This is a genomic window from Streptomyces sp. NPDC006510 (assembly GCF_040611955.1).
Taxonomy (GTDB): Bacteria; Actinomycetota; Actinomycetes; order Streptomycetales; family Streptomycetaceae; genus Streptomyces.
Genome location: NZ_JBEXPH010000100.1, coordinates 13,461 through 31,113 on the forward strand (window position 1 = coordinate 13,461; position 17,653 = coordinate 31,113).

Consider the following 17,653-nt stretch of genomic DNA (forward strand, 5'->3'; position numbering starts at 1 on the left):
TCCCCCTCACCCCATCAGGGGCAGCAGGGCGGCGAGATCGGCCCGCTCCCCGCTGGCGGCGGCCTTCGCCTCGTCGAGCGCCCGCGCCCACTCCGTACGCCCGGTGGCGAGCCGGATCCAGGTGAGCGGATCGGTCTCGACGACGTTGGGCGGCGTACCGCGGGTGTGCCTGGGGCCCTGTACGCACTGGACGACGGCGAACGGTGGGACCCGCACCTCGACCGAGCCGCCCGGCGCCTTCGCCGCGAGGGCGTCGGCGAGCAGCCGGGTGCAGGCGGCGAGCGCCTGCCGGTCGTACGGGATGCCGAGGCCGGCCGCCTCGTTCAGATCGTCGGTGTGCACGACGAGTTCGACGGTACGGGTGACGAGGAAGTCGGCCAGCCGCATCGCCCCGACCCGGGTCGGCAGCAGCCGCTCGTCGCCGGCGCCGGTCACCAGCTCCTCGAACCGCTGGGCGACCTCCCCGTACAGCGCGTCCAGGTCGGGCCGGTCCGCGGCGAGCGCCCTGGTGTCTTCGGCGATGCGCGCGGCTCGGTGCGCGGTCGCGAACGGCCACTCGACGAGCGTCAGATCCGGCTTCGCCGAAGCGGGTTCCGGCAGCTCCAGATTCCGGGTGACGCCGGAGAGCGCCATGGTCAGATGTACGGCCAGTTCGCGCACGGTCCAGTCGCCGAGCCGGGTCGGCAGCGCGAGCTGCTGGGGCGTCAGGGTGCGGACGGCTTCCCGGACATGGGCGAACTGCGCCAGGACCGCGCTGCGGGTCCTGACCGGGTCGTAGCGGCGGGCTCGTTTCTGGGACGGCGGCATGTCAGGGAGCCTAAGGGCTGTCCCGGCGGCCTCAGGGCCGGGTCGCGAAGTCGCCCAGGCCGTTGGCGAGCAGGCCGAAACCGCGCTCGGCCAGCGCGACGGCGTCCGGAGCGATCGCGTCCGCCGACTCGCCCGCCAGCAGCCGCAGCTGGTTCGCGTGGATGAGGGCGTTGCGGGTGCCGATCAGCTGGGCGCCCGCGATCCGGGCGATGGACGGTTCCTTCCCCTCCTCGACCAGCACTTCGGCGAGCAGGTCGAAGGAGCGCATGGAGAACGCGTGGGCCCGGGTGAGCAGCGCCGGGGTCTCCTGGATCAGCCGGCGCACCCTGAGCACCACCGGCTCGTCGCTCATTCCGACCGCAGGGTCGCGGCGCTCGACGGCGGCCAGGAACTGTCCGCGCACCGCGGCCAGGGCCGACTCGCCGGAGGCCCGGTCCCGTACCGCGCGCGCGACGTCGCCGACGTGCTCCTCCATGGGAGCGAGGACCAAGTCCTCCTTGCCGGCGAAGTAGTTGAAGACAGTCATCTTCGACACCTCGGCAGCCTCCGCGATCTCGGCGACCGAGACCTTGTCGAAGCCGCGCTCGGCGAAGAGTTCGGTGGCTGCGGCCAGCAGGCGGTGTCGCGTCTGGAGCTTCTTGCGCTCGCGCAGGCTCATCCCCTCGGTCATGGCATCACTGTACCAGGATGAATCTTGAGCCTGGATTAATTCTTGACTCGATATATTTTCTTCGGTCATGGTGATGGCCGACCACAGCGGCACCACGCCGCTCGGGAGGGGAGCCCCGTCATGTCCGCAGCCATGTCCGCGGTCATGCCACCGGTCATGACCGACCGTCAGCGCGTCCTCGGGTTCGCACTCTGCATCGCCACGATCCTCCCGGCCGTGCTCGACACCAACATCGTCGCGTCGCCGACCGTGCCGATCGGCCTCGATCCAGCTGGTCCAGGACACCGCGCCGGCCGAGCAGTTGGGCGTGGCCACCACCGGCGTCCGGTTCTTCCGGACCCCCGGAGGTGTGCCGGGCGCCGCTCTCTTCGGCACCGTACTCAGCAAGGTCCACGCGGCCCGCGGCCCCGGCGGCACTTCCAGCACCATCGGCGCGCTGACCGGCCGGGCCCACCAGTAGGCGCTGGACGCCTTCGTCCCGTCGACGAACGTGGTCTTCCGGGCGGCGACCGAGTGATGCTCCTGGCGACCCGGCTGCCGGCCCGGCGGGAACCGGAACCGGCGGACGTAAATGCCGCCGCATTCACCACGACGCAGTCACTTGCGCCGCTCCACCGATGAAGTCGCTCCACCGATGAAACGGAATTCCGCCGGAATTTCTGCACCCGGACGAACGAGGACGGCCCCACCCATGAAACAGGGCGGGGCCGTCCTCGTCAGGAACGGGTACGTCAGGCGAGCAGAGCCGGAATGGTCGCCTCGTGCGCCGTGCGCAGCTCGTCCAGCGAAATGCTGAACTCACCCTGGATCTCGATCTCCTCGCCGTCCACGACACCGATCCGGGAGACGGGCAGACCCCGCGCCCCGCACATGTCGTTGAAGCGAAGCTCCTCGCTCCGGGGAACGGAGACGACCGCGCGCCCCGCCGACTCGGAGAAGAGGAAGGTGAACGCGTCCAGACCGTCCGGCACGACCAGCCGGGCACCCTTCCCGCCACGCAGGCAGGACTCGGTGACCGCCTGGATCAGACCGCCGTCGGAGAGGTCGTGCGCCGCATCGATCATGCCGTCGCGGGAGGCCGAGATCAGGATCTCTCCGAGCAGCTTCTCGCGGCCCAGGTCGACCTTGGGCGGCATGCCGCCGAGGTGGCCGTGGACGACCTCGGACCAGGCCGAGCCGCCGAACTCCTCACGCGTGTCGCCCAGCAGGTAGAGGAGCTGGCCCTTTTCCGCGAAGGCGACCGGCGTACGCCGGGTGACATCGTCGATCACGCCGAGCACAGCCACGACCGGCGTCGGGTGGATCGCCGTCTCACCGGTCTGGTTGTACAGCGACACGTTGCCGCCGGTGACCGGGGTGCCCAGCTCCAGGCAGCCGTCCGCCAGACCACGGGTGGCCTCGGCGAACTGCCACATGACGTCCGGGTCCTCGGGCGAACCGAAGTTCAGGCAGTCCGAGATGGCGAGCGGCTTGGCGCCGGAGGCGGCGACATTGCGGTACGACTCCGCCAGTGCGAGCTGCGCGCCGGTGTACGGGTCGAGCTTGGCGTACCGGCCGTTGCCGTCGGTCGCCATGGCCACGCCCAGGTTCGACTTCTCGTCGATCCGGACCATGCCGGCGTCCTCGGGCATCGCGAGCACGGTGTTGCCCTGCACGAACCGGTCGTACTGGTCGGTGATCCAGGACTTCGACGCCTGGTTCGGCGAGGCGACCAGCTTGAGGACCTGCTCGCGCAGCTCCGCGGCGTTCGCCGGCCGGGCCAGCTTGCCCGCGTCGTCGGCCTGCAGCGCGTCCTGCCAGGACGGGCGGGCGAACGGGCGGTGGTACGTCGGGCCCTCGTGGGCGACGGACCGCGGCGGCACGTCGACGATCTGCTCGCCGTGCCAGAAGATCTCCAGCTGGGAACCCTCGGTCACCTCACCGATGACGGTGGCGATGACGTCCCACTTCTCGCAGATCTCCAGGAAGCGATCGACGTGCTGCGGCTCGACGATCGCGCACATGCGCTCCTGCGACTCGCTCATGAGGATTTCCTCGGGCGAGAGGGAGGAGTCGCGCAGCGGCACGGTGTCCAGCTCGACGCGCATGCCGCCGGATCCGGCGGAGGCCAGCTCGGAGGTGGCGCAGGAGAGCCCGGCGCCTCCGAGGTCCTGGATGCCCGCGACGAGCTTCTCCTTGAAGATCTCCAGGGTGCACTCGATGAGGAGCTTCTCCTGGAAGGGGTCGCCGACCTGGACGGCCGGGCGCTTGGCCGGGCCGGTCGACTCGAAGGTCTCCGAGGCCAGGACCGAGACGCCGCCGATGCCGTCGCCGCCGGTGCGGGCACCGTAGAGGATCACCTTGTTGCCGGGGCCGGAGGCCTTGGCCAGGTGGATGTCCTCGTGCTTCATCACGCCGATGCAGCCGGCGTTGACCAGCGGGTTGCCCTGGTAGCAGGAGTCGAAGACGACCTCGCCGCCGATGTTCGGCAGACCCAGGCAGTTGCCGTAGCCACCGATGCCCGCGACGACGCCCGGCAGGACGCGCTTGGTGTCGGGGTGGTCCGCCGCACCGAAGCGCAGCGGGTCGACGACGGCGACCGGGCGGGCACCCATGGCGAGGATGTCGCGGACGATGCCGCCGACGCCGGTGGCCGCGCCCTGGTAGGGCTCGATGTACGAGGGGTGGTTGTGCGACTCGACCTTGAAGGTGACCGCGTAACCCTGACCGACGTCGACCACACCGGCGTTCTCGCCGATGCCGACGAGCATCGCGTCGTTGACGGGGACCTTCTCGCCGAACTGCTTGAGGTGGACCTTGCTGCTCTTGTACGAGCAGTGCTCGGACCACATCACGGAGTACATGGCGAGCTCGGCGCCGGTGGGACGGCGGCCCAGGATCTCGCGGATCCGGGCGTACTCGTCCTCCTTGAGGCCGAGCTCCTTCCAGGGCTGCGCGACGTCCGGGGTCTCGGCCGCGTGCTTGACCGTATCCAGGCTCATGCGTTGACCAGCTTCTTGATGATCGAGGTGAAGAAACCGAGACCGTCCGTGCGGCCGGTTCCGATCAGCGGCTCGACGGCGTGCTCCGGGTGCGGCATCAGGCCGACGACATTGCCCGCGGCGTTGGTGATGCCGGCGATGTCCCGCAGCGAGCCGTTGGGGTTCATGTCCAGGTAGCGGAAGGCGACCCGGCCCTCTGCCTCCAGCTCGTCGAGCACCCGCTCGTCGGCGACGTAACGCCCGTCCATGTTCTTGAGCGGTACGGAGATCTCCTGGCCCGAGGAGTAGTCCGAGGTCCAGGCGGTCTCCGCGTTCTCGACGCGCAGCTTCTGGTCGCGGCAGATGAAGTGCAGGTGGTTGTTCCGCAGCATCGCGCCGGGCAGCAGATGCGCCTCGGTCAGGATCTGGAAGCCGTTGCAGATGCCGAGGACCGGCATCCCCGCCTTCGCCTGCTCGATGACGGTCTCCATGACCGGCGAGAAGCGGGAGATGGCGCCGGCCCGCAGATAGTCGCCGTAGGAGAAACCGCCCGCCAGGATGACCGCGTCGACCTGGTGCAGGTCCTTGTCGCGGTGCCACAGCGATACGGGTTCGGCGCCCGCGACCCGTACGGCCCTCAGGCTGTCCTTGTCGTCGAGCGTGCCGGGAAAGGTGACGACTCCGATACGAGCAGTCACTTCGACTCCTCGGCCTTCTCCACCTTCACGGTGAAGTCCTCGATGACGGTGTTGGCGAGGAAAGTCTCGGCCATCTCGTGAATACGGCTGAGGGCGGCGTCGTCGACCGGCCCCTCGACCTCGAGCTCGAAACGCTTTCCCTGACGTACGTCCGCGATTCCCTCGAAGCCGAGACGGGGCAGTGCGCGCTGCACCGCCTGTCCCTGCGGGTCGAGGATCTCGGGCTTGAGCATGACGTCGACTACGACGCGTGCCACTGGCACTCCCGGTGGTGGTGTGGTGCGGCTGTTTCTCCGGGGGGCTCCCCAGACCCCCGCAGGTCCCCTCAGCCTACCTGGCCAGAAATTCTACGCGAGTAGATATGGAGACCCCTTGATCACATCCAGATATCGGACGCGACAACACATGAGGAAAGTCCTGCAAAAAAAATCCTCACCAGCAGCACACATAGAAGGCTGACACGCGGAGGTAATTGGGTGGGCTTCACAATGCGGCACCCACCGCTGTACAAATGATTACCGGGGAATGCAGCATTGCCCCTAAACAGTCGGCAACCGTCGACGCCGCATCCGCCCGGCAGCCAGAAGGCCGGTATCAGCGCACCACAGACGCGCCGATACCGTAGGAAAGGACCGATATCCGTGGCTCAGCGCGTAGTGGTCACGCTCTCCGACGACATCGACGGGGGAGCAGCAGCGGAAACGGTCACCTTCGCCCTGGACGGGAAGTCGTACGAGATCGACCTCAATCCCTCCAATGCAAAGAAACTGCGCAAGGTCCTCGCGCCGTACATGGCGGCGGGCCGAAAGCAGACAAATGCCAGTAGGCACGGCAAGACCCCCGCGTCGTACCGGCACACGTCGCTCGCCCCCGACCCGGCGGCCGTGCGCGCCTGGGCCCGCTCGCACCGCATGGAGGTGCCGGCCCGCGGCCGGATCCCCAAGAAGGTCTACGAGGCGTTCCGCGAAGCGAGTTGAGCGGCCGGCCGGGGTCCGGCCCCGTTCGCGCCGCCCGCCGAGAGCTGCCGGAACCCTCTCCGGCGACACCCTGCGGGCACCGACTTGCGCTACACCCCCGCAGGTCGGCTAAAGTCTGGAGCACGCCGAGGGGCAAGGACGCAAAGCCGAACCTCACGCAGCGTGCGGGTGTAGTTCAGTAGTAGAACATCCCCCTTCCAGGGGGAAGGCGCAGTGTGCAATTCCTGTCACCCGCTCTGCATCGCTCCTATCGACCACTCCGGTGGATCGGGTAGAGTGATGTTCGCACCGCCCGATGGATCTCCTCTTGAGGGGTACAATGAGCGGCAGCAATGCGGACGTGGCTCAGTTGGTAGAGCATCACCTTGCCAAGGTGAGGGTCGCGAGTTCGAATCTCGTCGTCCGCTCTTGATCGAAGCGAAGGCCCTGGTCGATATCGACCAGGGCCTTCGTCGTATTCCCGCCCGCCCATGCGTGCTCACTGCGCTCCGCATGGTCTCCGCGCCCTCCGCGCTCTCCGTGCCCCTCGTCCCATCCCCTCGTCCCATGACGTTTGTCATGAGCAGTGATGACAGCTCGCACTGATCTCGGCGCCGATCCCGCGGAAATCTGTAGGCATGACCAGCGACGACATTCCAGGCAACCGCACAGGCGGGGCTGTGGCATCCGCCACATCCGTCTCCGCTTCCGCGTCCGTCTCCGCTTCCGCTTCCGGCGCGGTGATCGATGCGAGCGGTGTACGGCGGCGTTATGCGGGCGGCTTCGAGGCCGTGGCCGGCGTCTCCTTCTCGGTGGCGCGCGGCGAGCTCTTCGCCCTGCTCGGTACGAACGGCGCCGGGAAGACCTCCACCGTCGAGCTGCTGGAGGGCCTGGCCGCGCCCGACGTCGGCACGGTGCGGGTGCTCGGCCACGACCCGTTCCGCGAGCGCGCCGCCGTCCGGCCGCGGATCGGGGTGATGCTCCAGGAGGGCGGCTTCCCGTCCGAGCTGACAGTCACCGAGACCGTACGGATGTGGGCGGGCTGCACCAGCGGTGCGCGCCCGACCGGCGAGGCGCTGGAGCTGGTCGGGCTCAGCCACCGGGAGCGGGTGCGGGTCAAACAGCTCTCCGGCGGTGAGCGGCGCCGCCTCGATCTGGCGCTGGCCCTGCTCGGCCGGCCCGAGGTGCTGTTCCTGGACGAGCCGACCACCGGGCTCGACGCCGAAGGGCGGCGCGACACCTGGAAGTTGGTGCGTGAGCTGCGCGACGGCGGCACCACCGTCCTGCTGACCACGCATTATCTGGAGGAGGCCGAGACGCTCGCCGACCGGCTGGCGATCATGCACCGGGGGCAGATCGTGACGGCGGGCACCACCGCCGAGGTGACGGCCTCCCGTCCCTCCCGCATCCGGTTCGAGCTGCCGGAGGGGGTCCCGGCGGCCCGGCTCCCGCTGGGGCTGCGGGCCGCCGCCGAGGGCCACCGGATCGAGATACGTACCCACCGGTTGCAGGAGTCCCTGGATGAACTGCTGAGCTGGGCGCGGGAGTCGGATGTCCGGCTGCTCGGCCTCGATGCCCGGTCGGCCTCGCTCGAAGAGGCATTTCTCGACATCGCGCAGAGCGCGGCGGAGAACGGAAGGGTGGCTGTGCGATGACGACCACGACAACCAGCACGACCGGTACGACCGGTACGACCGGCACGACCGGCACGGCTACCGGCACTACGGTCCGGGGCCGGCTGACCGCCCTCGGGCGCGCCGAAGCCGCCCTGCTCGCCCGCAACCGGACGGCGGTATTCGTCTCGCTGCTGATGCCCGCCGCCATGGTCCTGGCGATGAAGTCGGCGCTGAAGCAGTCCGTTCTCGACGGGACCGGCCTGTCCGTCGCCGCGGCGGCGCTCACCGGCGGCATCGGCATCGTGCTGATACAGGCCGTCTACATGAACCTGGTCCCGGCCTACGTGGCGCGGCGCGAGGACCTGGTCCTGAAGCGGCTGCGTACCGGAGAGGTCACCGACCGGGAGATCCTCATAGGGACCGCTTTGCCGTCGGTCGCGCTGGCACTGGCGCAGGCCGCGGTGACAGTGGTGGCAGGGACAGCCTTCTTCGGCCTCGCCGCACCTCAGCGGCCCGAACTGCTCCTGGCGGGCCTGCTGCTGGGCGTGGTGCTGCTGACGGCACTGGCCGCGGCCACCTCCGCGGTGACCCGCACCGTGCAGACGTCGCAGCTCACCACCCTCCCGCTGTTCTTCATCTCGATGATGGGCTCGGGGCTCTTCGTGCCGCTGGAGATCATGCCGGACCCGATGGCGTCCGTGTGCGAGCTGCTGCCGGTGACCGGGGTGATGACTCTCGTGCGGACGGGCTGGTTGGGCGGGGCCGAGGGATCCGACCTGCTCATGGCCGCTCTGACCGGGCTGGCCTGGACCGCGTTCGCCGTGTTTGCTGTGCAGCGTTGGTTCCGCTGGGATCCACGACGCTGAGGGGGGACATGCCGTGTCGGTGCTCGTACGGGGCTGGCGTCGCAGCTGGCAGCAGCGCAGCAAGCTGGAGCGGATCGACCTGTACTCACGGCTGACGATCTCGGTGATCCCCTGGACATTCGCCCTGAGCTGGCAGCTGGCCCCCTTCAAGTCGGACATCCGGCATGCGCCGCTCCCGCTGGCGCTGGGCGTGGCCCTGCTGATCCTCAGCCTTGTGCAGTGCCTGCTGAGCAACCGCAATGTGCAGTTGTCGTACGAGCACTACCTCGGCGTCTCCGTCTTCCCTCGGCGACGGCAGCTGCCGCCTCTGGTGCTGGTACTGGTGAGCCTGGCGCTGCTGGCGACACTGGCCGGGGTGGACGGGGTGAACCACGCGGGGCTGCTCCTCATGACCTTGAACACACCGGTGGCGTTCGCGATCACGCAGTCCCTGCTGGTCCCGGTCCGCACCTTCCTGATCCAGTCGTTCGCCGTCGCCGCGCTGAACACCGGTGTCCTGGCCGCGGTCGGACTGCGGGGCGGCCCGCTGGCCGGGGTGGTGCCGGCGACCCTGTTCGGCTGCCTGCTCACCCTGATCTCCGTGCGGCCCAGCGCCTGGAGTCTGGGCGTGATGTGGCAGGCCGAGGAGGCCCGGGATCTTCAGGCCCGGCTCGCGGTCGCCGAGGAGCGGCTGCGGTTCGGGCGGGACCTGCACGACGTACTGGGCCGCAATCTCGCCGTGATCGCGCTGAAGAGTGAACTGGCCGTGGAGCTGGCACAGCGCGGCAGGCCGGAGGCGGTGGACCAGATGGTCGAGGTGCAGCGGATAGCCCGCACCTCGCAGCAGGAGGTGCGGGATGTCGTACGGGGATACCGAGAGGCCGATCTGAGTACGGAACTGGCCGGTGCCCGCGGCGTGTTGAGTGCGGCCGGGATCGAGTGCGAGGTGGCTGGGGACGTCGGCGGAGAGCTGCCCGCGCCTGTGCAGTCGGCGCTCGGCTGGGTCGTGCGGGAGGCGGCGACCAATGTGCTGCGGCACGGCGATCCGCGCCACTGCACGATCCGGCTCAGGTCCTCGGCGGACGCGGTCGTGCTACAGGTGGAGAACGACGGGGCGGCGGTGGCTGTCGCGGGACCGGGCGGGAGTTCCGGGGCGGGCGACGACTCCGGATCGGATGGCTCCGGACTGGCCGGGCTGCGGGAGCGGCTCAGCGTGCTCGACGGTTCGCTGGAGGCGGGACCGGCAAGGAACGGCTTGTTCCGGCTCACGGCGACGATCCCACTCGGGTCGGCGGCGTCTTCGGCCCACCAAGAGAAGCCACCTGCCGCCCGGGAGGCGCCTGCCCTTCAGGAGGAAAGACGATGACGACCGTACGGGTGCTGCTGGCCGACGACGAGCATCTGATCCGGGGTGCGCTGGCCGCGCTGCTGGCTCTGGAGGACGACCTCGTGGTGGTCGCGGAGGCTGCGACGGGCCCGGAGGCGCTGGCCATGGCGCGGGCCCACCGGCCCGATGTGGCGGTCCTCGATCTGGAGATGCCGGGCGCCGACGGTGTGAGTGTCGCCACATCGCTGCGGGCCGAACTGCCCGGCTGCCGGACGATGATCGTGACCAGTCACGGCCTGCCCGGACACCTCAAGCGGGCACTCGCGGCGGGCGTGCGGGCCTTCGTGCCGAAGACCGTCAGCGCCCGGCAGCTGGCCGGGATCATCCGTACCGTGCATGCCGGAAACCGTTACGTGGACCCGGAGTTGGCGGCCGACGCGATCTCCGCCGGGGACTCGCCGCTGACCGCGCGGGAGACCGAGGTGCTGGAGCTGGCGGCGGACGGGGCGCCCGTGGCGGAGATCGCGGAGCGTGCGTCGCTGTCGCAGGGAACCGTACGGAATTACCTCTCCGCGGCCGCTTCGAAGCTCGGGGCGGAGAACCGCCACGCCGCGGTGCGTCTCGCACGGCAGCGCGGATGGGTATAGTGGTTCTCGCGCTTCGGCGCTTGCGGACGTAGCTCAGTTGGTAGAGCGCAACCTTGCCAAGGTTGAGGTCGCCAGTTCGAACCTGGTCGTCCGCTCGGTTCAGCAAGAAGCCCCCGGCCTTCCGGCCGGGGGCTTCTTCGTGTTCCGCCGGGCGGCCCTACTGCCAGGGCGTGCCGGTGAGGAGTTCGTACGCCTCCAGGTACTTCGCCCGGGTCGCGTCCACGATCTCCTGGGGCAGTGCCGGCGGCGGCTGCTCGCTCTTGCGGTCCCAGCCGGAGGCCGGCGAGGTCAGCCAGTCGCGTACGAACTGCTTGTCGTAGCTGGGCTGGGCCCTGCCAGGCTCCCAGGTGGCCGCGGGCCAGAAGCGCGAGGAGTCCGGGGTCAGCACCTCGTCCGCGATGATCAGCTCCTCGCCGCCGTCGGCCGTGGGAGCGAAACCGAACTCGAACTTCGTGTCGGCGAGGATGATGCCGCGCTCGCGCGCGATGTCACGTGCCCTGCCGTAGACGTCCAGCGTGCTGCGGCGCAGCTGCTCGGCGGTCTCCGCACCGACCTGGCGGGCAACCTCCTCGAAGCTCACGTTCTCGTCGTGGTCACCGACGGCCGCCTTGGTGGCGGGGGTGAAGATCGGCGTCGGGAGCTCGGAGCCGTCGACAAGCCCCTCGGGCAGCGCGAGACCGCAGACCGTACGGGACTCGTTGTACTCGACGAGGCCGGAGCCGGTGAGGTAGCCGCGGGCGACGCACTCGACCGGGACCATCCGCAGCGACTTGCAGATCAGGGTGCGGCCGGCCCAGTCCGCGGGGGCTCCGGCGGGAAGTTCCGTGGACAGCACGTGGTTCGGTACGAGGTCGGCGAGCTGGTCGAACCACCACAGCGAGAGCCGGGTGAGCACCCGGCCCTTGTCCGGGATCTCGGTCGGCAGGACCCAGTCGTACGCGGACATGCGGTCGCTGGCGACCATGACGAGGTCGCCCGCCTCGTTCCGGTACAGGTCGCGCACCTTGCCCGTGTGCAGGTGGGTGAGCCCCGGGACCTGCACTGGCTCGGGCTTTTCTACAAATCCGGACACGCTGCCTCCGCGTAGGTTGATCCAGGAGTCGTTCCGATTCTCCCGTATCGGGGTGCGGCGGGATGGAGCGGGGGCGTCCGTGGCGCCGACTTCCGTGGCCCCGGGCGCCGTTCGGGCGCGGTGGCACAGGCGCGGTTCAGTCGCGCTTGCAGATGCGGTCGAGGAGATTGGCGGTGGCCCGCTGGACGCGGGGGTCCACATGGCCCGGACGGTCCAGTGCCGGAGACCAGGCGAAGGTGCCCGAGGCGAAGACGATCGCCCCGGACGGGGCCCGGTACACGGATGTCTCCTGGTGACGCTTGGCGCCCTCGCTGTCCAGATACGGGGAGTGGGCGAGCAGGATGCGGCTCTCGTGTTCGGGGAGTGCGGTGCGCGGGAAGTAGCGGTCGGCCTCGCCCGCGACCAGGCCGTCGAGCTCGTCGCCCTCGCCCGCGCCGGTCGCCTCCCAGAGCCAGTGCTGGGCGTTCCGCACGACCAGGGGGTGCGGATCGGGGACCCGGCCCGCGTACTGGATCCCGAGAAGCTGCTGCTCGGGGCGGTCGATCTCGCGCCAGAGGGCGGGTTTCCCGGGGCCGCGCCGCTTGCGGCAGGTGAGCAGGCGGTCCGGGACGCCGGACGGCGACGGGGAGAGGCTGACCTGCCAGTACATGGTGTTGGCGGAGAGGAAGACCAGCGAGGTGCCGCCGTCGCGGGCGCGTTCGACGGTGCGGCGCATGGGCACCGACCAGTACTCGTCGTGGCCGGGGAAGACCATGCCCCGGTAGCGGGCCGGATCGACGCGGCCGGCGTGCAGATCACGGGTGTCGGCGTACGCGATGTCGTAGCCGTACCGCTCGGCCCAGCGGATGAAATCGTAGGCATGTCCGACGTGGAGCGGCAGGCCGGCACCCGCGTAGGGGCGGTCGAAGGAGACGGTGACCGCGGCGTCCTCCTCGCCGAGGAGACGGCCCTGCTCGTCCCAGGCGTGGTAGAGACTGGCGCCCGTGCGGCCGTCCTCCGGATAGAGGTTGTACGCCTGCCAGGTGATGTCCGGCAGGACCAGCAGCAGATCGGCCGGGTGGTCGTCGCGGACCGTGAACGGGATGTGGGAGCGGTAGCCGTCCACCGTGGTGAGCACGGCGACATACGCCCCGATCGACCAGTAGCTGGGGATCTGCAGCCGCCAGGACTGCCACCAGTGGTGGCAGGAGACCGTGCGGTCGGCGGTGAGCGGCGCGGGCTGGACGATGCCGGAGAGCCGGGGGCTCGTGGTGATCTGGGCGGCGCCGTCGCCCCCGTAGTGGCCGATGCGGTAGATGTCCACGGAGAACTGCTGGGGCGGGTCCACGGTGATGTGGAAGTCGATCGCCTCGCCGGGGGCCGCGGCGCCCGTGGAGATGAAGCCCTTGATCTGGCGGTGGACGTCGTCGGCCGTGCGCGTGCCGCCGTCGGTGGAGCCGCGGGTCAGGGTGGGGTCGGCGTACCAGGGGACGACCTGCCCGGTGTCGTCGAAGTAGTTCTCACTGCCGCGCAGCCAGGGCAGGGGGCCCTGGCCGAAGGGGTCGGAGACGGCGTGCGCGAGGGCGCCCGACTCCCATCGTCGAATCTGCTCCGCCCCCATACCGTTTCTCTCCCTCAAGTCCCCCGGGACAACAGGCGATGGCCGATGGTCGTTGGCCGACGGTCGTTGGCCGATCGCCGGTGGTCATGCGCCATCAGTGCGCCAACGGTGATGCTCCGACTGGCAGCGTCGATCCCCAGCATCATCACATAACGCATGCACTCCGTCACCGTTCGTCGCGAATTGACGTGAACGGAACGCACCGTTCCGGGTGTTGGGGTGTGACGGTCGGGGCTGGTGGTTCAGACGAGGCGGACGGGTTTGTCGGTGCGTACGCCGATCGAGTCGAGCCAGGAACGCAGCGGCTCCGCGTCCCCGTCCTCGACCAGGCTGAGGACGGGACTGCCCAGGTCCGCCCGGCGCTCGCCGTCGATCAGCAGCGCGGGACCGTCGAGCCAGTCGAGGCCGGGCGCCGCGCCCGCCGTGTCCACCGCCGCGCAGCAGACCATCGCCGCGACGTGGTCGGCGAGGAGTTCGGTACCCGTGCGGGGCGGCTGGAGCGGGAAGAGCGGGAGGGGGTCTGGGCCCCAGAGGTCCAGGGCGTCCTCGCGCGCGCTCGCGTCGGCCGGGGCGCCCGCCGGGCCCGATGCGCCACCGGCCCGGTGCTGCTGGGCCGCCGCTTCGTCGCGGGCGACCGCGGCGCTGATCCCGGCGGCGAGCTCCTCGCCGCCCCCGGCCCGGCCCGCCAGATGCTCGACGACACGGGCCAGCGTGGGCACCCCCGCGTCGATGGAGCAGACGGGACGGGAGGGGCCGTGGGAGCTGTGGGGGCCGTCGGGGCCGTCGGGGCCGGAGCTTGTCCCGGTCCGGGCGGGCGTGGTGCCCGGGGCGGGTGTGGCGGCCATCGAGTCGAGGACGCGGTGCAGGCGTGCGGCCTCGGTACGCCACTTCCGGTCGACGACCTCTTCCGGGTACTGCTGCCAGTCGACCGGCGACCAGTCCGGACCCGTACGGGCCGGGCCGCCGTGGAACAGCCGGGCCGCCAGCAGCGACGCCGCCTCGTCGGCCGCGCCCGGCTCCTCCAGGAGGTCGCAGGCGGGGCGCTCGCCGAGCCGCGAGGCGAATCCGTCGGCGAGCCGGTCGCGCCGGGACAGCTCGGTGAGGGCGGATACGACGCCCGCGTCCAGCCGGGACGGCCAGCGGCCCATCCGCCAGGCGGGCAGGGCGACCCGGGTGAGCAGCCGGTCCCAGCCCGCGTAGGCGAGGCCGACCTGCTCCTGGGCGACGATCCGCAGACCGTAATCCACACCCTGTGCACGGACCGACGCGGCGGCGGCGACGCTCCGCTCCATCTCGGCGGCGTGGCTGCGGCAGCTGCGCAGCAGCAGCCGGGCGATCCGGCCGACGAAGGCACGGGGCACTCTGCGCACCCCGGCCAGCGGCCCCGGAACGGGCGCGGCGGCGTCGGCAACCGCGCCGTCGAGCCCCCGTACGAAACGACGGGCCGCCGCTATATCGGGATGCGCGGACGGGCCCGTGCCCGCGACGACCGGAGCGAGCACCGCCCGTAGCTCCGCGACCCGCATCCACCACAGGAACGGCGATCCGATGACCAGCACCGGAGCCGCCTGGGACCGACGGCGGGACCGGCCCGCGAAATGCGTGGCCCGGTCCGGGCCGGTGTCCGCCGCGGGCTGCGCCGAGGGGTGTGTGCGGTCCTCCAGCCAGCTGTCGCAGTCGGGCGTCAGGGCTATCGCCGAGGGGGCGGGAACCCCGAGCCGGTCGGCGAGGTCCCTGACCAGGCGGTAGAGATCGGGGGCGGCCTGCTCCGGGAGCGGGATGGTCGGACTGACCGCCGGCCTCGCCCGTACGATCGCTACCGCGACCGCCGCGGCGAGCAGGAGCACGACGACCGCGCAGGCCGTCACGGCCCAGCGCGCCGTGTCCCAGCCGCTGCCCACGGCGAGGCCCTGGGCGCCCGCCACGAGCAGCACGACGGCCGCCGCAGCCGGCAGGATCGCCACAGCTGTCGCTCTGCCGCGGATGCGCAGCAGGGCGTGAGCTCGGGCACGCGCACTCAGCGCACCCAGCTCCTCACTTGCACCAGTACCGGACACGACCGGACGTCACCCCCTCTGCCCCCGCGGTGGTGTTGTTCACTCCCCCACTGTGGCACCCGTCACTGACATCGCAATGCCAGTGGGCCAAGTGCCGGAATGCTTGCGCCGCACCCTAGTTGGGGCCTCGGCGGGCGTCATCCGGATGGCTCAGCCGTCACTCGATGGAATGGCTTTGGGCAAAGGTGCTGACGCGCCGCCGTCCTTGAGGCAGCGGCGCGTCGGGGCATGTCGGGGCAGGTCAGCGGGATGCGGAGGCCGGTCTCGCCCTCCGCGACCCGTCTCAGCCCTCCGCGGCCTTCCGGGCAATGTCCGTACGGAGCTGCGAACCGTCGAGCCGGATCCGGGCCGCCGCCGTGTAGGCGCGCTCCCGGGCGTCCGCGAGATCCTTGCCGGTCGCGGTCACGGACAGCACCCGGCCGCCCGCGCTGACGATCGTGTCGCCCTCCCGCCTGGTGCCCGCGTGCAGGACGTACGCATGCGGGGCATCCTGCGCCGCCACGTCGTCGAGCCCCTCGATCGGGTCACCCGTGCGCGGCGTACCGGGGTAGTTGTGCGAGGCGATGACCACGGTCACGGCGGCGTCGTCACGCCACTTGAGCGGGGGCAGCTCGTCGAGCGTGCCGTTGGCGGAGCCGAGCAGGACACCGGCCAGCGGGGTCTTCAGACGGGCCAGGACCACCTGGGTCTCGGGGTCGCCGAAGCGGGCGTTGAACTCGATCACCCGGACGCCGCGCGAGGTGATCGCGAGGCCCGCGTACAGCAGCCCGGAGAACGGGGTGCCGCGACGGCGGAGTTCGTCGACGGTCGGCTGGAGCACCGACTGCATGACCTCGTCGACCAGCTTGGGGTCGGCCCACGGGAGCGGGGAGTACGCGCCCATGCCGCCGGTGTTCGGGCCCTCGTCGTCGTCCAGGGCGCGCTTGAAGTCCTGGGCGGGCTGGAGCGGCAGCACGGTGGTGCCGTCGGTGATCGCGAAGAGGCTCACCTCGGGGCCGTCGAGGAATTCCTCGATGACCACACGGTCGCAGGCCAGGGCGTGGGCGCGGGCCGCCTCGACGTCCTCGGTGACGACGACGCCCTTGCCCGCGGCGAGGCCGTCGTCCTTGACGACGTACGGGGCGCCGAAGGCGTCGAGGGCGGCGTCGATCTCGGCCGGGGTGGTGCAGACGTAGCTACGGGCGGTCGGGACGCCGGCCCCGGCCATCACGTCCTTGGCGAACGCCTTGGAGCCCTCCAGCTGGGCCGCCTCGCCGGAGGGGCCGAAACAGGGGATGCCCGCGGCGCGCACGGCGTCGGCGACCCCGGCGACGAGCGGCGCCTCCGGGCCGACGACCACCAGCTCGGCGCCCAGGTCGGTGGCGAGGCGCGCGACGGCGTCGCCGTCGAGGGCGTCGACCGGGTGCAGTTCGGCCACCTCCGCGATACCGGCGTTGCCGGGAGCGCAGTACAGAGCGGTGACGTCGGGGTCGAGGGACAGAGAGCGGCACAGGGCGTGTTCGCGGGCGCCGCCGCCGATGACGAGGACCTTCACGGGGTGCAGCCTAGCCGCCGGGGCGCGGCGCCCTTGACGAACGCCGCTCCGTGGACACCGCGGGGAGCTGCGGCGGGCGCCCCGGGAGCCGCCCCGGGGCTTCGGGGTGCGTCCCGGGCGCCCCGGAGCGCACCGCGCTATTCGTTGGTGAACTCCTCGACGACCGTGGCGCCCAGCTCGCGGACGATCAGGTCGTGCCCGGAGAGCGCCGAGTCGACGAGGTCCGGGTCGTCGGCCTCGGGGGTGTCGTCCTCGGGAGCGACGGCTCGCGGGGGCTCGGGTGCGGAGTACGGCTGCGATGCGGGCTCCGCGGCGGGTGCCGCGCCCGGCTGCTGCTGGGGACCCGGCTGCTGCTGGTGCGGCGGGGCGGCCGGCCGGGGTTCGTAACTCTGCTGGGGCGCGGGGGGCTGGTGCTGCTGCGCGGGGGGCGCGGAGGCGGGGCGGCCCCCGCCGGCCTGCGGAGGTGCGCCGGCGCCGCCCGTGGGGTCGACGATGGCCTCGATCTTCCACTGCGCGTTGAACCGCTCGGCGAGAGCCTGCTTCAGTACGTCCTCACTGCCGCTGCTCGCAAAGTTGTCGCGCGCGCCCGCGTTGAGGAAGCCGATCTGCAGGGTGGTGCCGTCGAAGCCGGTGACCTGGGCGTTCTGGCTGAGCAGGATCCAGGTGAACCGACGGCGGTTCTTGACCGCCTCCAGGATGTCCGGCCACATGTTCCGCACCTGACCGGCGCCCTGGGTCATGCCCGGGCTCGGCTCGGCGGCGGGCGCCGGTGTCGCGGGCGCGGCCTGGACCGGCGCGGCGGCCGGAGCGGCCTGCGGAACGGGCGACTGGCCCGGTGCGGAGGCGGTCGGCCAGCCGCCGGGG

At 71.0% G+C, this 17,653-nt stretch carries 15 protein-coding genes, 3 tRNA genes and 1 pseudogene; 9 read left to right on the forward strand and 10 right to left on the reverse strand.

The annotated features are described in order from the left end of the window. Positions 1 to 6 precede the first annotated feature (6 nt). Together ABZY11_RS26590 and ABZY11_RS26595 are read right to left on the reverse strand one after the other, a co-directional pair. On the reverse strand, positions 7 to 807 hold the full coding sequence (locus ABZY11_RS26590; RefSeq protein WP_356481547.1) for a sterol carrier family protein: 801 nt from the start codon (positions 805 to 807) through the stop codon (positions 7 to 9). 31 nt (positions 808 to 838) lie between these two features. After that, positions 839 to 1,477: a helix-turn-helix domain-containing protein gene (locus tag ABZY11_RS26595; RefSeq protein ID WP_356481548.1), complete on the reverse strand. Its 639-nt coding sequence runs from the start codon at positions 1,475 to 1,477 to the stop codon at positions 839 to 841. Between the two features lie 307 nt (positions 1,478 to 1,784). Between ABZY11_RS26595 and ABZY11_RS26600 the strand changes: the two genes are divergently transcribed. Further along, positions 1,785 to 1,937, forward strand: coding sequence for a hypothetical protein (locus tag ABZY11_RS26600; protein WP_356481549.1), 153 nt, complete (start codon positions 1,785 to 1,787; stop codon positions 1,935 to 1,937). Between the two features lie 271 nt (positions 1,938 to 2,208). Here ABZY11_RS26600 and purL read toward each other — a convergent pair whose 3' ends face one another. From purL to purS, 3 genes are read right to left on the reverse strand one after another with little or no spacing between them, the layout of a single operon-like run. After that, positions 2,209 to 4,458 carry a phosphoribosylformylglycinamidine synthase subunit PurL gene (gene purL / locus ABZY11_RS26605; RefSeq protein ID WP_356481550.1) on the reverse strand — a complete coding sequence of 750 codons (2,250 nt, stop codon included), beginning with the start codon at positions 4,456 to 4,458 and terminating at the stop codon, positions 2,209 to 2,211. Then, entirely contained in the window at positions 4,455 to 5,135 is a 681-nt protein-coding gene (gene purQ, locus ABZY11_RS26610) for a phosphoribosylformylglycinamidine synthase subunit PurQ (RefSeq protein WP_356481551.1), read from the reverse strand. The genes purL and purQ overlap by 4 nt, the downstream gene beginning before the upstream one ends. Next, positions 5,132 to 5,392 carry a phosphoribosylformylglycinamidine synthase subunit PurS gene (gene purS / locus ABZY11_RS26615; protein WP_176729353.1) on the reverse strand — a complete coding sequence of 87 codons (261 nt, stop codon included), beginning with the start codon at positions 5,390 to 5,392 and terminating at the stop codon, positions 5,132 to 5,134. Before purS ends, purQ begins: the two co-directional genes overlap by 4 nt. 384 nt (positions 5,393 to 5,776) lie before the next feature. Between purS and ABZY11_RS26620 the strand changes: the two genes are divergently transcribed. From ABZY11_RS26620 to ABZY11_RS26655, 8 genes are all read left to right on the forward strand, one after another. Further along, positions 5,777 to 6,112, forward strand: a complete 336-nt coding sequence (locus tag ABZY11_RS26620; RefSeq protein ID WP_356481552.1) for an Lsr2 family protein — start codon at positions 5,777 to 5,779, stop codon at positions 6,110 to 6,112. A 164-nt stretch (positions 6,113 to 6,276) separates the two neighbouring features. After that, a tRNA-Gly gene (locus ABZY11_RS26625) sits at positions 6,277 to 6,348 on the forward strand. Between the two features lie 98 nt (positions 6,349 to 6,446). Then, positions 6,447 to 6,519 (forward strand) — tRNA-Gly (locus ABZY11_RS26630). A 210-nt stretch (positions 6,520 to 6,729) separates the two neighbouring features. After that, positions 6,730 to 7,746, forward strand: a complete 1,017-nt coding sequence (locus ABZY11_RS26635; RefSeq protein WP_356481553.1) for an ABC transporter ATP-binding protein — start codon at positions 6,730 to 6,732, stop codon at positions 7,744 to 7,746. Then, positions 7,743 to 8,573, forward strand: coding sequence for an ABC transporter permease (locus ABZY11_RS26640; protein WP_356481554.1), 831 nt, complete (start codon positions 7,743 to 7,745; stop codon positions 8,571 to 8,573). The genes ABZY11_RS26635 and ABZY11_RS26640 overlap by 4 nt, the downstream gene beginning before the upstream one ends. A gap of 19 nt (positions 8,574 to 8,592) precedes the next feature. After that, entirely contained in the window at positions 8,593 to 9,918 is a 1,326-nt protein-coding gene (locus ABZY11_RS26645) for a histidine kinase (RefSeq protein WP_356481559.1), read from the forward strand. Continuing rightward, positions 9,915 to 10,526 carry a response regulator transcription factor gene (locus ABZY11_RS26650; RefSeq protein ID WP_072488568.1) on the forward strand — a complete coding sequence of 204 codons (612 nt, stop codon included), beginning with the start codon at positions 9,915 to 9,917 and terminating at the stop codon, positions 10,524 to 10,526. The genes ABZY11_RS26645 and ABZY11_RS26650 overlap by 4 nt, the downstream gene beginning before the upstream one ends. A gap of 22 nt (positions 10,527 to 10,548) precedes the next feature. Beyond that, a tRNA-Gly gene (locus ABZY11_RS26655) sits at positions 10,549 to 10,621 on the forward strand. A gap of 62 nt (positions 10,622 to 10,683) precedes the next feature. Here the strand turns inward: ABZY11_RS26655 and ABZY11_RS26660 are convergent. The 5 genes and pseudogenes from ABZY11_RS26660 to ABZY11_RS26680 all read right to left on the reverse strand — a co-directional run. Further along, entirely contained in the window at positions 10,684 to 11,598 is a 915-nt protein-coding gene (locus ABZY11_RS26660) for a phosphoribosylaminoimidazolesuccinocarboxamide synthase (protein ID WP_356481555.1), read from the reverse strand. 136 nt (positions 11,599 to 11,734) lie between these two features. Then, on the reverse strand, positions 11,735 to 13,198 hold the full coding sequence (locus tag ABZY11_RS26665; RefSeq protein ID WP_356481556.1) for a N,N-dimethylformamidase beta subunit family domain-containing protein: 1,464 nt from the start codon (positions 13,196 to 13,198) through the stop codon (positions 11,735 to 11,737). A gap of 242 nt (positions 13,199 to 13,440) precedes the next feature. Then, positions 13,441 to 15,255 (reverse strand): hypothetical protein, encoded by a 1,815-nt coding sequence (locus ABZY11_RS26670; RefSeq protein ID WP_356481557.1) that lies wholly within the window; start codon positions 15,253 to 15,255, stop codon positions 13,441 to 13,443. A gap of 283 nt (positions 15,256 to 15,538) precedes the next feature. Then, positions 15,539 to 16,789 (reverse strand): phosphoribosylamine--glycine ligase, encoded by a 1,251-nt coding sequence (gene purD / locus ABZY11_RS26675; RefSeq protein WP_356481558.1) that lies wholly within the window; start codon positions 16,787 to 16,789, stop codon positions 15,539 to 15,541. 137 nt (positions 16,790 to 16,926) lie between these two features. After that, positions 16,927 to 17,653 (reverse strand): annotated as a pseudogene (locus ABZY11_RS26680) (DNA polymerase III subunit gamma and tau); the annotation flags it as partial.